Genomic DNA, 14,649 nt, shown 5'->3' on the forward strand with positions numbered 1-14,649 from the left:
ATTCCCATGCAATTGCGTAAAACACTCTTGGTCGGACTGGTTTCCGTGACTTTGCTGAGTGGTTGCTCGCTGTTTAGTGGCGAAGAAGACGTGGTTACCATGTCGCCGCTGCCAAAGGTTGAAAATCAGTTCACGCCGAACAAAGCGTGGAGCACGTCAGTCGGCGATGGCATTGGCGAGTATTACTCTCACCTGCGTCCGGCTTATCAGGACAGCACGGTTTATGCTGCCGACCGTCGCGGTACGGTGAAAGCGATGGACCTGGCCGACGGTAAAGAAAAATGGAAGGCCGATGTCTCCGAGAAAACCGGCTTCTTCTCCAGTAACCTGCCTGCTCTGCTGTCTGGTGGCCTGACGGTGTCTGGCTCCAACGTATACGTTGGCAGTGAGAAAGCGGTGGTGTATGCGCTGAATACCGAAGACGGTAAAGTCGCCTGGCAAACCAAGGTGGCGGGTGAAGCGATTTCCCGTCCGGTGGTCGCCGAGGGGCTGGTGCTGATCCATACCACCAACGGCCAACTGCAAGCGTTGAACGAGTCTGATGGTGCCATCAAGTGGACGGTCAACCTGGATATCCCTTCACTGTCACTGCGTGGTGAGTCTGCTCCGGCAACGGCCTTTGGTGCAGCGGTAGTTGGCGGTGACAACGGTCGCGTCAGCGCCGTGTTGATGCAGCAGGGTCAGTTGATCTGGCAGCAGCGTATTTCCCAGCCAAGCGGTGCGACTGAGATCGACCGCCTGAATGACGTAGACACCACGCCGGTGATTATTGACAACGTGGTCTATGCCTTGGGTTACAATGGCAACATGGCGGCGCTGGATCTGCGCTCCGGCCAAATCATGTGGAAACGTGATATGGGCTCGGTGAACGATTTTATCGTCGACGCAGGCCGTATCTATGTGGTCGATCAGAATGACCGTGTAGTGGCGATGAATACCGAAGGTGGTGTTAACCTGTGGCGTCAGAGCGATTTGCTGCACCGCAACCTGACCGCACCAGCGTTGTATAACGGCTACCTGGTTGTCGGCGATGCCGAAGGTTATCTGCACTGGATCAATACCACCGATGGCCGTTTTGTGGCTCAGCAGCAAGTGGATAGCTCCGGCTTCCTGTCCGCGCCAATTGTGGCCGGTGACAAACTGCTGATCCAGGCGCGTGGCGGCAAGGTTTACGCCTTCACTCGCTAACCGTTTTAGCCCCAATAGATCGCAGGCTGTGCAGTCTGTAAGATTCATGGGATAACGGCTCCTGATACCAGGAGCCGTTTCGTATTTTTAAGCTATGCTGCTGCTGTCTATTGCGCTGCATAGTAACGCATTGATTATTAAGTAATGAGGCTTCAACATGATACCTGTCGTTGCGCTGGTCGGGCGCCCGAATGTCGGTAAATCCACCTTGTTTAACCGTTTAACACAGACGCGCGATGCGCTGGTGGCGGATTTCCCCGGGCTAACGCGAGACCGCAAGTATGGTCGTGCTGAAGTTGAGGGCAACGAATTTATTATCGTCGATACCGGGGGTATTGACGGGACGGAAGATGGCGTTGAAACGCGTATGGCCGGTCAGTCGCTGCTGGCGATCGAAGAGGCCGATATCGTGCTGTTTATGGTCGATGCCCGTGCCGGGCTGATGCCTGCCGATCAGGGGATTGCTCAGCACCTGCGTAATCGCCAGAAGGCGACGTTTCTGGTTGCCAACAAAACCGATGGCATGGATCCGGACACCGCGACGGCAGATTTCTATTCCTTGGGTCTGGGCGACGTCTATGCGATTGCCGCTTCCCATGGCCGTGGCGTCACGCAGCTGATTGAACACGTGCTGGTGCCGTTCATTCCGGCAAAACCGGAAGAAGTCGAGCTGACCGAAGAAGAAGCCAATGCCGCCTATTGGGCCGAGCAGAGCGGTGAGCTGGAAGAGGGTGAATATGAAGATCCGGAAGATGACTTCAACCCGCAGGATCTGCCGATCAAGCTGGCGATCGTTGGCCGCCCTAACGTAGGTAAGTCGACGCTCACTAACCGTATCCTCGGCGAAGAGCGTGTTGTTGTGTTTGACATGCCAGGCACGACTCGCGACAGCATTTACATTCCGATGGTGCGTGACGAGCGCGAATACGTGCTGATCGACACCGCCGGGGTGCGCAAGCGCGGCAAGGTTACCGAAACCGTAGAGAAATTCTCGGTGATCAAAACGCTGCAGGCGATCGAAGATGCCAACGTAGTGTTGTTGGTGATCGACGCCCGCGAAGGCATTTCCGATCAGGATCTGTCGCTGCTGGGCTTTATCCTCAATAGTGGGCGCTCACTGGTGATTGCGGTCAACAAGTGGGACGGCATGAGTGAGGAAGATCGCGATCACGTGAAAGAGATGCTCGATCTGCGTTTGGGCTTTGTCGATTTTGCGCGTGTGCACTTTATCTCTGCGCTGCACGGCAGCGGTGTGGGTAACCTGTTCGAATCTGTGAACGAAGCCTATGAGTGTGCTACTCGTCGCGTAAATACCTCGATGCTGACCAAGATCATGCAGATGGCTGCCGAAGACCACCAACCGCCGTTGGTGCGTGGCCGCCGCGTGAAGCTCAAATACGCGCACGCAGGGGGTTATAACCCGCCTATCGTGGTGATCCACGGTAACCAGGTATCCGATCTGGCCGACTCCTACAAACGTTATCTGATGAACTACTTCCGTCGTTCACTCAAGGTGATGGGTACGCCGATCCGCATCCAGTTCAAAGAGGGTGAGAACCCGTTTGCGGGTAAGCGCAACACCTTGACGCCAAATCAGATGCGCAAGCGCAAGCGCTTGATGAGCCACCTGAAGAAGTCAAAATAACAATCGTAGGGCGTGGAATTGATACCGCGCCCTATTTTTATCCTGCTTAAACCGTTCTATTATCTGCCAATCTCACTTCTTCACCGACCCTGTAAAGGAAGCTCATGTCCTGGGAAACCTGGAGTTTTGCCTTTAGCGTCACCGTACCCAACTTATTGATGATGCTGCTGGGGATCCTGCTGCGCCACTGGCGGCTGATGGACGACCGCTTTATCGATGGGGCCACCAAACTGGTCTTTAATCTGGCGCTGCCCTGCTTGTTGTTCTTCAGCATCGCCACCAACCATCCGCAACTGCGCGATAATTTTGCTCTGGTGATCTACGGTGTGGTAGGGACGATAGCGACCTTCTTGCTGTTGGAGATCGCGGCCAAGTGGCTGGTGAAAGAGCCACGCGAGCGTGGCGTGTTTGTACAGGGAGGGTTCCGGGCGAATACCGCGATTGTTGGTCTGGCTTATGCTATGACCGCCTACGGCGATGAGGGCGTCGCGATTGCCTCGCTGTATCTGACCGTGACGGTGATCCTGTTTAACGTGCTGTCGGTCATCACCCTGACGCGCAGCCTGCAAGGCGGCAACGGGCAGAAGATCAAACATTTGTCATTGCTGCGCAGTATCGTGACTAATCCGCTGATCTTGGGGCTGCTGAGTGGCCTGGCCTATGCGCAGACCGGGTTGGGGATTGCGCCAGTGCTCAAGCAGACCGGCAGCTATATCTCAGGCCTGTCATTACCGTTGGCCTTGCTGTGTACCGGGGCCAGCCTCGATCTGCGGGCAATGTTCCGCTCTTCCAACGTCGCGGCGTTGTCTTCGTCGGCTAAACTGTTTTTGGTGCCGGTGTTGATGACGTTTGGGGGTTGGCTTTGCGGTTTCGAGGGCGCTACGCTCGGCATTATTTTTATGTTCTCTGCGACGCCAACCGCCTCCGGCAGCTATGTGATGACGCGTGCCATGGGGGGCAACGCGACGTTGGCCGCCAATATTATTGCGATCACCACCGTGGGATCCTTCTTTACCACCGCGTTGGGGATCTCTTTCTTACGCTCGTGGGGCGTGATTTAAACCAGGAGGAAAGATGGACGCCTTATGTCCGGTTTGTGCCCAGCCGATGAGCTGGGTGAATGGCCACTATCATTGTGACGACTGCAACAGCGATTACCGGCAGCTTGCCGAGTGCCCCGACTGCGGGCAACCGTTGCAAGAACTGAAAGCCTGTGGTGCCGTGGATTATCTCTGCCAGCATGGCCATGGGCTGATCTCCAAAAAGCGGGTGAAGTTCAGCTATCAACCGGTGGAATGACCTTATGCATCATAGAGCCGGTGGTCGTGCGTGCTGACCGCTGGCGACACCTTGTTTTGGCTGAGCCGCTTTACCGAGGCCCGTACCGCTAAACGCCCATGCAACAGCATATTGCTGGGTGGCGCATCCGGGCGCAGCATACGGCGCTGCAACAGCGCTATGGCCTCTGCACCCAGCTCATCACGAGGAACGTGAACCGAGGTTAGCGGCACGTCGTGGATCTCCGCCAGATTAAAACCATCCGTACTCATCACCGAAATATGCCCCGGCACGCTGATGTGCATTTTCTTTAGCGCATTGACGGCACCCACCGCCATATAATCCCCCCCTGCCAGGATCGCCGTTGGCAATTGTGCCCGATCGGTAACGCCGTTGATAAAGGCTGTGATGGCCTGCTCGGCTTCTTCGCTGCCAAAACCTGAGGTGGTGACCAGATGCTGGCGGTCATCGAAGGGAATATTATGCCGCATATAGGCTTGTTTGATCCCCGCCAGCCGCAGCTCCATGGTGTTGCGCCGTAGACATTGCAGATTGAGGATACGGCTGTGGCCCTGTTGCAACAGATAGTTGGCGGAATACTCCCCAATCAGCTGATGGTCGGGGGAAACGCTGTCTAACCGCATCTGGCGATCGGTGCAGTTAATCAGAATGCAGGGTTTGTTCAGATCGGCGGCCAGCGTATGGATATGCTCGTCATCAATGCCGATGATCAGCACGGCTTCGGTTAACGGATCGCTCATCTTTTCCAAAAACAGCACGCTGTCGCTGTGTTGCTCCTCCAACCCGCAGTAGCGGATCCTCACATCATGTTGCGCCAGTGCGGTGGTGATCCCCTGGATCACCTTGTAGTAGAAAATGTCGGTGCGGACATCAAAGGCGCGCTGTGGGGCAAATACCATCACGTTGTTCAACATCAGCCTGCCGTTGGAAAGCCCCTGCAAGATACCGTTTTGCTGCGCGCAAGCCAGCACCCGTTGCCGCGCCTCGGCGCTGGTGTTGGCTTTTCCTGCCAACACGCGTGAAACGGTGCTGATCGAAAGCCCGGTTTGGCGCGCAATTTCCTGTATTTTCAGCTTTCCGTTCATTTTGTGATCTCCTTCAAATTTGGTCGTGAGAATATTTTCACGGCGTATGTCTTCCTTTCAGACGGCTTTCTATGGCTATAACGGCGAAAATTTAGCTGGTGTATGAAAATTTTTGCAAATTTCGCCATTTCACTTGCACTCTCCGCTGGTTAGTCTGCCTTGGTACACCAATTTTATAGATTTATCAGTCCAATTTATTGGATGGAATACAAGTAAAACAACATTAAATCATAGGGTTGTCGCAGCATTGACGTTGTATTTGTGGCCGACGTCACAAATAACGCTGTTAACACCTCCGTTAGCAAGAGTTGCCCTACCAAAAAGGCGTATGGTCGCCACGGAGATCAAGATGAGTGTAGAAATCAATCAAACGGTCGTCGCCAGCAGCCGCCGTAAATTCAAATCGTTGCGCTGGTGGATGTTGGCCCTGTTCCTGTTAGGCGTCACGGTTAACTACATTACCCGCAACTCGCTGGGTATTCTGGCACCTGAGCTGAAAACCAGCCTCAACATGACCACCGAGCAATATTCTTGGGTGGTGGCGTCCTTCCAACTGGCTTATACCCTGTTCCAACCGATCTGCGGCTGGCTGATAGACGTCATTGGTTTGAAGATGGGGTTTCTGGTTTGTGCCAGCATCTGGGCGGTGGTGTGCATGATGCATGCTGGCGCGGGCAGTTGGTTGCAACTGGCGATCCTGCGTTTCTTCATGGGCGCAGCTGAAGCGGCGGCTACCCCGGCTAACGCTAAAGCCATTTCTGACTGGTTCCCGAAAAAAGAACGGCCGATTGCCGCTGGCTGGGCAGGGGTTGGCTTCTCGATCGGCGCGATGTTGGCTCCGCCGATCATTGTGATTGCCCATGTGTCCTTCGGCTGGCAGGGGGCATTTCTGTTCTCCGGTGCCTTGGCGCTGATCTGGGTGGTTTTGTGGTGGGTGTTTTACCACTCGCCGCAACAGCATCCGAACCTGAGCCAAAAGGAGTTTGACCTGATCAACGAGGACAATGAACCGGTACTGCCGAAGCTGCCGTTCTTTAAATCGTTGGCGATCCTGTGCAAAAACAAAAAATTCTACGGCATCGCCATCCCTGCGTTTCTGGCTGAACCGGCATGGGCGGTGTTCAGCTTCTGGGTGCCGCTGTATCTGGCCACCGAGCGCGGCATGGATCTCAAACAGATCGCCATGTTTGCCTGGCTGCCGTTCCTGGCAGCGGATATCGGCAGCGTCGCCAGTGGTTATCTCACTACGCTGTATCGCAAATGGTTCGGCTGTTCACGGGTGAACTCGGTGGTGGCCAGCTCGGTGACCGGAGCCTTCATGATGGTATCGCTGGCGTTTGTCGCGATCACTAAAGACCCCTACATCGCGATCGCGCTGATCTCCATTGGTGGCTTTGGCCACCAGGTGATCTCCTGCATGTTGAGCGCGCTGGTGGTGGAATCCTTCGATAAAAACCAGATGGCGACGGTGAACGGTATGCGCGGCTCCAGCGCCTGGATCGCCAGTTTCCTGTTCACGCTGTTGATTGGTGCCGTTTCCGACACCGTCGGCTTCAACCCGCTCTTCGTCGCCATGGGCTTCTTCGATCTGATTGGTGCGATGTTCCTGATCGGTTTGATCGCCGAGCGCGGCAAAAAACCTTCACCTACTGTTTAAGTTGGATAATTATGAAAACGTTAAAAAACTGGACGCTGGCTGGGCAATACGCCGACCGTGTTGAACTGCTGGTGGATGAGCAACACCTGTTCTGCCTTTACGTGCTGGAAAGCAATCTGTTCCGCGTGCTGATCAAACGCCACGGCGAACTGGCACTGGATCGTACCTGGAGTATCGCTCCGCAGGAGGATGTGCCTTGGGAAGGGCGGGATCGCCTCAGCGTCGCCGGTTTTGGCCTGCCGGGCTATCAACTTGGCCAGCAGGCAGACAGTTTGACGGTAGCGACTTCGCAGTTGCGCGTGACGATACATCAGCCGTTATGGCTGGAATGGGAATACTGCAATGCGGCGGGGGAATGGCTACCACTGGCTGCGGATCGCCCGACCAGTGCCTATCTGCTTAATGCGCACGGCGACGGCGTGGCGCACTATCAGCGCCGCCATCAGGGCGAACGTTACTATGGGCTAGGTGAAAAAGCGGGCGATCTGGAGCGTACGGGCCGCCGCTTTGAAATGCGTAACCTGGACGCGATGGGTTACAACGCCGCCAGCACCGATCCGCTTTATAAACATATCCCGTTTACCATCACGCGCCGGGAAGAGGTCAGCTTTGGCCTGTTTTATGACAACCTGAGCAGTTGCTGGCTGGATCTGGGGAATGAGATCGACAACTATCACCTGGCCTATCGCCGCTATCAGGCCGAGGCGGGCGATCTGGATTACTATCTGTTCCTGGGGCCAAAGGTGCTCGACGTCACCAAAGCCTTCGTGCGTCTGACCGGTAAAACCCATTTTGGGCCGAAGTGGAGCCTGGGGTACAGCGGCTCGACGATGCACTACACCGACGCACCGGATGCCCAGCAGCAGTTGCAGCAGTTTATCCAGCTGTGCCGCCAGCACGCCATACCGTGCGATTCGTTCCAGCTCTCTTCCGGCTATACCTCGATCAATAACAAACGCTACGTCTTCAACTGGAACTACGACAAGGTGCCGCAGCCTAAACAGCTTAGCCAAGCCTTCCACGATGCTGGGCTGAAGCTGGCGGCGAATATCAAACCCTGCCTGTTGCAGGATCATCCCAAATATCAGCAGGTGGCGGAACAAGGCTTGTTTATCCGCGATTCGCAGAGCGACGGCCCAGAACGTTCCAGCTTCTGGGATGACGAAGGTTCGCATCTCGACTTTACCAACCCGGCAGCGGTGCGCTGGTGGCAGCAGGGGGTGACGGAGCAACTGCTGGAAATGGGGATTGATTCCACCTGGAATGACAACAACGAGTATGAAGTGTGGGATGGTGAAGCGCGCTGCCATGGCTTCGGCAAGCCGATTGCCATCAAGCATATTCGCCCGGTGATGCCGTTGCTGATGATGCGTGCCTCACTTGAAGCACAGCAGCGTTTTGCGCCGAACCTGCGGCCTTATTTGATCTCGCGTTCTGGCTGCGCCGGTATGCAGCGTTATGTGCAAACCTGGAGTGGCGACAACCGCACCAGTTGGCAAACCTTGCGCTATAACACCCGAATGGGGGTGGGGATGAGCCTGTCCGGGCTGTTTAACGTTGGGCATGACGTGGGCGGTTTCTCCGGCGATAAACCAGACGCGGAGCTGTTGGTGCGTTGGGTACAAAACGGAGTAATGCACCCGCGCTTTACCATTCATTCCTGGAATGATGATGCTACCGTCAATGAACCCTGGATGTACCCGGCGGCGACGCCGATGATCCGAGATGCCATCAACCTGCGTTATCGCCTCATGCCATACTTCTACACGCTACTTTGGCAGGCAAGCCATGATGATGAGCCGATGCTGCGGCCAACCTTCCTCGATCATGAGCACGATGAGCGCACCTTCGGTGAGACCGATGATTTCCTGATTGGCCGCGACCTGCTGGTGGCCAGCGTGGTGGATCAGGGGCTGCGCCAGCGTGAAGTCTACCTGCCGGATAACGTTGATGGTTGGTATTGCTTCTATAGCGGCCAATGGTACAGCGGTGGTCAGAGTATTGTGCTGGAGGCACCGCTGGAACGCTTGCCGTTACTGGTACGCGCTGGGGCCGGGCTCCCGATGTCACAACGGTTGGGGCATGTAGACAATGCGGCAGACGATCGCCGGGAACTGCGGCTGTTCCCCACCAAGGGCTGCGGATGGTCCTCAGGCCTGCTGTTTGAAGACGACGGGGAAAGCCATGGTTGGCAGCAGAATAATGCGCTGTGGCTCCGCTGGGAGGCGGTGAGTGACAATCAGCGCATCGAACTGACCTTCACCCACCAGGGGCATTTCAAACCGACGTGGCAGGTGCTGAACATTGTATTGCCAGCAGGTGAGACTCGCGAACTGTGGGTGAACGGGGTTTGCCGGGATACTTTTGTGCTGTAATTAATGTCATATCCCAACCCTCTGCAGAGGGTTGGGGAAGTATCAAACTGGATGAAGTTTGGCGTGGGGGTTGGTTATCATTAATACACTGCTATCTAGGTACCCATAAGGTGTTCTCTGTGAAAAAGACCAGCTTACAAGCTAAATTAGCCTATTAAGATCTGCCACTAACCGCTATTCCACCACGCGTTTCTTACGCGGCTTTTTTGCCACGGTGACGGTTTTGACTTCGCTCTCCACCCAGCCATCCTGCAGACGGGTTTTCAGCATTTCCCCAACCTGTGCCTGCTTGGTGGTTTTCAGTAACTCACCCTGTGGCGTCTGCGTTACGCTATAGCCGCGAGCCAGGGTTGCCAGCGGGCTAACCGCCTCCAACTGACTACAGGCGACGCCAAAGCGTTGGCGATAGCCATTGAGTTGCCGCTCCATCCCTTGCTGCATTCGGTATTCCTGCTGCTGAACACGCTGCTGCAAGCGGTGGATGCGGCCCATCGGCTGGACCTGCGCCAGGCGCTGCTGCACGCGTTCACTGCGGCGAGAAGATAGCCGTAATTGCTGCTGCATCCCATCTTCCAAACGGCGCTGTAGCTTGAATAACAGCGTTTGCTGCCGAGCTAGCCGCAGGTGTGGATGCTGCTGTTGCAGACGGTGGTTGATGCGGGTGAACTGCTGCTGGCGCTGCGCCAGATAATAGTCCATCGCCATTTCCAGCCGCTGTTGCTGTGACTGCAATTGGCGCAACAGCTCAAGCTGATTACGGCTGACCAACTCTGCGGCCGCGGAAGGGGTAGGTGCCCGCAGGTCGGCAACAAAGTCGGCAATGGTAACGTCGGTTTCATGGCCGACGGCGCTGACGATCGGGATACGGCTGGCAAAAATTGCCTTCGCGACGCGTTCGTCGTTAAAGCTCCATAAATCTTCTAACGAGCCACCGCCGCGCCCGACGATCAGCACATCGCACTCATCACGGCGGTTGGCGGTTTCGATCGCGCGAACGATCTGCAACGGAGCTTCTGCACCCTGAACAGAGGTGGGATAAATCACGATCGGCAGTGAAGGATCGCGCCGCTGTAGCACCTGCAAGATATCGTGCAGAGCCGCGCCGCTGGCGGAGGTGATCACCCCAACGCATTTGGCCGGGCTTGGCAAGGGTTGTTTGAACTGCTGATCAAACAAACCTTCGGCCGCCAGGCGCTGTTTTAACTGTTCGAATTGTTGTTGCAGCAGGCCGTCACCGGCAGGCTGCATGCTTTCGGCGATCAGTTGGTAATCACCACGTGGTTCATACAGGGTGATGCTGGCACGTACCAGAACCTGCTGGCCATTTTGTGGGCGAAAGGTGGTGCGGCGGTTGCTGTTGCGGAACATCGCGCAACGCACCTGGGCACGGTCATCTTTCAGCGTGAAATACCAGTGGCCGGAGGAGGGCTGGGAGAAGTTGGAGATCTCGGCGGAGAGCCAAATCTGCCCCATTTCCATTTCCAGCAGCTGTCGAACCGTCTGATTGAGGCGGCTTACGGTAAAAATGGACGGTGAAGTAGGTAGCGACATGTGACCCAGATCAAATTTCAAAACAAGCACTTAATTGGTCGATATTACAGCTCGGCGAAAGGTAATCAAGAGTTTTTGTAAGAAAGTGCTGGAGGCAACCGATTACGCTCTGTATAATGCCACGGCAATATTTTATCTTTTCCGCATCCACCTTGGTGAGATATTGCCCATGCTACGTATTGTAAAAGAAGCTCTAACGTTTGATGACGTTCTCCTGGTTCCAGCCCACTCCACAGTTCTGCCTAATACCGCAGATCTTGGCACCCAACTGACCAAATCTATCCGCCTGAATATCCCTATGCTGTCCGCAGCCATGGATACCGTAACCGAATCCAACCTGGCCATTGCGCTAGCGCAGGAAGGCGGTCTGGGCTTCATTCACAAAAACATGTCCATTGAGCGCCAGGCGGAAGAAGTTCGCCGGGTGAAAAAACATGAAAGCGGCGTGGTCACGGACCCACAGGCCGTTACACCTTCCACCACGCTGGCAGAAGTGAAAGAGTTAACCGCGCGTAACGGCTTTGCCGGTTACCCGGTTGTGACCGAAGAAAACGAACTGGTGGGGATCATTACCGGCCGTGACGTGCGCTTCGTAACCGATCTGACTCAGCCTGTCACCGCAGTGATGACGCCAAAAGAGCGCCTGGTCACCGTCAAGGAAGGCGAAGCGCGTGAAGTTGTGCTGCAAAAAATGCACGAAAAACGCGTTGAAAAAGCGCTGGTGGTGGACGACAGCTTCCACCTGCTGGGCATGATCACCGTCAAAGACTTCCAGAAAGCAGAGCGTAAACCTAACGCCTGTAAAGATGAGCATGGCCGTCTGCGCGTAGGCGCTGCGGTGGGTGCTGGTGCCGGTAACGAAGAGCGTGTTGATGCGCTGGTCGCTGCTGGTGTTGACGTACTGCTCATCGACTCTTCACACGGCCATTCCGAAGGCGTGTTACAGCGCATCCGTGAAACCCGTGCCAAATACCCAGACCTGCAAATCCTTGGCGGCAACGTCGCGACCGGGGCTGGTGCCAAAGCCCTGATGGAAGCTGGCGTAAGCGCGGTGAAAGTCGGTATCGGTCCTGGCTCTATCTGTACGACTCGTATCGTAACCGGCGTGGGTGTTCCGCAGATCACCGCTATCGCCGATGCGGTCGAAGCGCTGGAAGGAACAGGTATCCCAGTTATCGCTGACGGTGGTATCCGCTTCTCTGGCGATATCGCCAAAGCGATTGCTGCCGGTGCGTCTTGCGTGATGGTTGGTTCAATGCTGGCGGGGACGGAAGAATCTCCGGGCGAAATCGAGCTGTATCAGGGCCGTTCGTTCAAATCTTACCGTGGGATGGGGTCTCTGGGCGCGATGTCCAAAGGTTCCTCGGACCGTTACTTCCAGACCGATAACGCCGCTGATAAACTGGTGCCGGAAGGTATCGAAGGCCGTGTGGCCTACAAAGGCATGCTGAAGGCGATTGTACATCAGCAGATGGGCGGCCTGCGTTCCTGCATGGGCCTGACCGGCTGTGCGACCATCGATGAACTGCGTACCAAAGCCGAGTTTGTGCGCATCAGCGGTGCCGGGATTCAAGAAAGCCATGTGCATGACGTGACCATCACCAAAGAATCACCAAACTACCGCATGGGCTAATGCTTTAACCTCTCTCCTGCGGGAGAGGGGCAGGGATGAGGGCAGCCTCTCATCCCAAATACCCTTTTTGCTCTTTTTCTCTGTTGCTGGAATTTGCCTCACATGACAAAAAATATTCATAAGCATCGCATCCTGATCCTGGATTTCGGTTCACAATACACCCAACTGATTGCCCGCCGCGTGCGTGAGATCGGTGTTTACTGTGAGCTGTGGGCCTGGGACGTCAGCGAAGAGCAGATCCGCGAATTCAATCCAAGCGGCATCATTCTCTCCGGTAGCCCGGAAAGCACCACCGAACTGAACAGCCCGCGTGCGCCAGAGTATGTCTTCACCGCTGGTGTACCGGTATTGGGCGTGTGCTACGGCATGCAGACCATGGCGATGCAACTGGGCGGCCATGTACAGGGTTCTACCGAGCGTGAGTTTGGTTATGCGCAGGTGGAAATCACCCAGGCAAGCGCCCTGATCCGCGATATCGAAGACGCTATCAGCCCGGCAGGCAAACCGGTATTAGACGTGTGGATGAGCCACGGCGATAAAGTTACCGCTATTCCGTCAGATTTCGTCACCGTTGCCAGTACCGATACCTGCCCGTTTGCCATTATGGCCAACGAGGAAAAACGCTTCTACGGCGTACAGTTCCATCCTGAAGTCACCCATACCCGCCAAGGCCAGCGTATCCTGGAGCGTTTCGTACTGGATATCTGTGGTTGTGAAGCGCTGTGGACGCCAGCCACCATCATTGAAGATGCCGTTGCGCGTATTCGTGAGCAGGTCGGTGAAGATCACGTGATCCTCGGCCTGTCTGGCGGTGTGGACTCATCCGTTACCGCCATGCTGCTGCACCGTGCCATTGGCAAGCGCTTGACCTGCGTATTCGTAGATAACGGCCTGCTGCGCCTGAACGAAGCTGACCAAGTGTTGGAAATGTTCGGTGACCACTTCGGCCTGAACATCGTGCACGTGGCGGCAGAGAACCGTTTCCTGAGCGCGCTGGCGGGTGTTGATGAGCCAGAAGCCAAGCGTAAGATCATTGGCCGCGTCTTTGTCGAAGTGTTCGACGAAGAAGCCTGCAAGCAGAGCGCCGTGAAGTGGCTGGCTCAGGGCACCATCTACCCGGATGTGATCGAGTCTGCTGCTTCGGCTACCGGCAAAGCGCACGTGATCAAATCGCACCACAACGTCGGTGGCCTGCCGAAAGAGATGAAGCTGGGGCTGGTGGAACCGCTGAAAGAGCTGTTCAAAGACGAAGTGCGCAAGATTGGTCTGGAGCTGGGCCTGCCGTACGACATGCTGTACCGTCACCCGTTCCCTGGGCCAGGTCTGGGCGTGCGCGTATTGGGCGAAGTGAAGAAAGAGTACTGTGATCTGCTGCGCCGTGCCGATGCGATCTTCATCGAAGAGCTGCACAAAGCCGATCTGTACAACAAGGTCAGCCAGGCGTTCACCGTGTTCCTGCCGGTGCGTTCCGTTGGCGTGATGGGCGATGGCCGTAAATACGATTGGGTTGTCTCTCTGCGTGCGGTAGAAACCATCGACTTTATGACCGCGCATTGGGCACACCTGCCGTACGATTTCCTTGGCCGTGTTTCCAACCGTATCATCAACGAAGTCAACGGTATTTCCCGTGTGGTTTATGATATCAGCGGGAAGCCACCGGCGACGATCGAGTGGGAATGATAAGTTAATATCAGCCTCACTCGATAGCGTGAATAGAAAGAAAATCCTCTGTTTTACAGAGGATTTTTCTTTTTCAGCGAGCATTCATTGTATTAGCCTCGAAAGTTTTGCCATCAGCATCGCGTGGTGGCAGAATACGGCAAACTAACTTATAAGAATTTTTCGCATTGAATACTTTTTTACGTTATGCATCTATAGGTGTGCTGAACACCTTTGTTCACTGGGTTGTGTTTGCGCTCATGTTTTTTAGTGGTTTTTCCCAATCAATATCCAATGTTGTTGCCTTTTGCATCGCGGTGACCTTCTCGTTCTTTGCAAACGCCAGGTGGACCTTTAAAAAAGAAGCGACAACTGTCCGCTACATGGCGTATGTGCTGTTTATGGGGGGCATGGCATTTTGCGTAGGTTGGATCGCAGACAAAGTAAATGCTAATCCAATAGTTACCCTGATTACTTTTTCCTGTCTCTTATACACATCTAAAAGGGGGGGGGGGGGGGGGGGGGGGGGGGGGGGGGGGGGGGGGGGGGGGGGGGGG

11 protein-coding genes are annotated in these 14,649 nt (G+C 55.4%); 9 read left to right on the forward strand and 2 right to left on the reverse strand.

Annotated elements, in window-relative coordinates; genetic code table 11:
* The first annotated feature begins 6 nt into the window (after positions 1 to 6).
* The 4 genes from bamB to JHD74_RS11090 all read left to right on the forward strand — a co-directional run bounded on the left by bamB (position 7) and on the right by JHD74_RS11090 (position 4,132).
* Positions 7 to 1,188, forward strand: a complete 1,182-nt coding sequence (bamB, locus tag JHD74_RS11075) for an outer membrane protein assembly factor BamB (RefSeq protein ID WP_199062718.1) — start codon at positions 7 to 9, stop codon at positions 1,186 to 1,188.
* Between the two features lie 157 nt (positions 1,189 to 1,345).
* Entirely contained in the window at positions 1,346 to 2,833 is a 1,488-nt protein-coding gene (gene der / locus JHD74_RS11080; RefSeq protein WP_024526997.1) for a ribosome biogenesis GTPase Der, read from the forward strand.
* A gap of 104 nt (positions 2,834 to 2,937) precedes the next feature.
* Positions 2,938 to 3,894 carry an AEC family transporter gene (locus JHD74_RS11085; protein WP_199062719.1) on the forward strand — a complete coding sequence of 319 codons (957 nt, stop codon included), beginning with the start codon at positions 2,938 to 2,940 and terminating at the stop codon, positions 3,892 to 3,894.
* A 13-nt stretch (positions 3,895 to 3,907) separates the two neighbouring features.
* Positions 3,908 to 4,132, forward strand: coding sequence for a zinc ribbon domain-containing protein (locus tag JHD74_RS11090; protein WP_021807182.1), 225 nt, complete (start codon positions 3,908 to 3,910; stop codon positions 4,130 to 4,132).
* Between the two features lie 2 nt (positions 4,133 to 4,134).
* Here the strand turns inward: JHD74_RS11090 and JHD74_RS11095 are convergent, their stop codons facing one another.
* Positions 4,135 to 5,217 carry a LacI family DNA-binding transcriptional regulator gene (locus JHD74_RS11095; protein WP_074029466.1) on the reverse strand — a complete coding sequence of 361 codons (1,083 nt, stop codon included), beginning with the start codon at positions 5,215 to 5,217 and terminating at the stop codon, positions 4,135 to 4,137.
* A gap of 349 nt (positions 5,218 to 5,566) precedes the next feature.
* Here JHD74_RS11095 and JHD74_RS11100 point away from each other — a divergent pair, with 349 nt between their 5' ends.
* Positions 5,567 to 6,874, forward strand: coding sequence for an MFS transporter (locus JHD74_RS11100; protein WP_024484230.1), 1,308 nt, complete (start codon positions 5,567 to 5,569; stop codon positions 6,872 to 6,874).
* Positions 6,875 to 6,885: 11 nt separating this feature from the next.
* Positions 6,886 to 9,249: a glycoside hydrolase family 31 protein gene (locus tag JHD74_RS11105; protein WP_199062720.1), complete on the forward strand. Its 2,364-nt coding sequence runs from the start codon at positions 6,886 to 6,888 to the stop codon at positions 9,247 to 9,249.
* 174 nt (positions 9,250 to 9,423) lie between these two features.
* Here the strand turns inward: JHD74_RS11105 and xseA are convergent, their stop codons facing one another.
* Positions 9,424 to 10,800 carry an exodeoxyribonuclease VII large subunit gene (gene xseA / locus JHD74_RS11110; RefSeq protein ID WP_074029457.1) on the reverse strand — a complete coding sequence of 459 codons (1,377 nt, stop codon included), beginning with the start codon at positions 10,798 to 10,800 and terminating at the stop codon, positions 9,424 to 9,426.
* A 169-nt stretch (positions 10,801 to 10,969) separates the two neighbouring features.
* Between xseA and guaB the strand changes: the two genes are divergently transcribed.
* The 3 genes from guaB to JHD74_RS11125 form a co-directional block, all read left to right on the forward strand.
* A complete protein-coding gene (gene guaB / locus JHD74_RS11115; RefSeq protein ID WP_037411907.1) occupies positions 10,970 to 12,433 on the forward strand; it encodes an IMP dehydrogenase in 1,464 nt (487 codons plus the stop codon).
* 102 nt (positions 12,434 to 12,535) lie between these two features.
* Positions 12,536 to 14,113 carry a glutamine-hydrolyzing GMP synthase gene (gene guaA / locus JHD74_RS11120; RefSeq protein WP_024527003.1) on the forward strand — a complete coding sequence of 526 codons (1,578 nt, stop codon included), beginning with the start codon at positions 12,536 to 12,538 and terminating at the stop codon, positions 14,111 to 14,113.
* Between the two features lie 167 nt (positions 14,114 to 14,280).
* On the forward strand, positions 14,281 to 14,649 hold a 369-nt coding region (locus JHD74_RS11125), incomplete at its 3' end, for a GtrA family protein (protein WP_199062721.1).

This window comes from Serratia sp. ASV30 (assembly GCF_016428815.1).
Classification (GTDB): Bacteria; Pseudomonadota; Gammaproteobacteria; order Enterobacterales; family Enterobacteriaceae; genus Chania; species Chania fonticola_C.

Coding starts and splice junctions, on each gene's coding strand:
- JHD74_RS11090 (WP_021807182.1), top strand. CDS start 3,908: ATGGACGCCTTATGTCCGGTTTGTGCCCAGCCGATGAGCTGGGTGAAT.
- JHD74_RS11105 (WP_199062720.1), top strand. CDS start 6,886: ATGAAAACGTTAAAAAACTGGACGCTGGCTGGGCAATACGCCGACCGT.
- JHD74_RS11095 (WP_074029466.1), bottom strand. CDS start 5,217: ATGAACGGAAAGCTGAAAATACAGGAAATTGCGCGCCAAACCGGGCTT.
- JHD74_RS11085 (WP_199062719.1), top strand. CDS start 2,938: ATGTCCTGGGAAACCTGGAGTTTTGCCTTTAGCGTCACCGTACCCAAC.
- bamB (WP_199062718.1), top strand. CDS start 7: ATGCAATTGCGTAAAACACTCTTGGTCGGACTGGTTTCCGTGACTTTG.
- guaA (WP_024527003.1), top strand. CDS start 12,536: ATGACAAAAAATATTCATAAGCATCGCATCCTGATCCTGGATTTCGGT.
- JHD74_RS11100 (WP_024484230.1), top strand. CDS start 5,567: ATGAGTGTAGAAATCAATCAAACGGTCGTCGCCAGCAGCCGCCGTAAA.
- der (WP_024526997.1), top strand. CDS start 1,346: ATGATACCTGTCGTTGCGCTGGTCGGGCGCCCGAATGTCGGTAAATCC.
- xseA (WP_074029457.1), bottom strand. CDS start 10,800: ATGTCGCTACCTACTTCACCGTCCATTTTTACCGTAAGCCGCCTCAAT.
- guaB (WP_037411907.1), top strand. CDS start 10,970: ATGCTACGTATTGTAAAAGAAGCTCTAACGTTTGATGACGTTCTCCTG.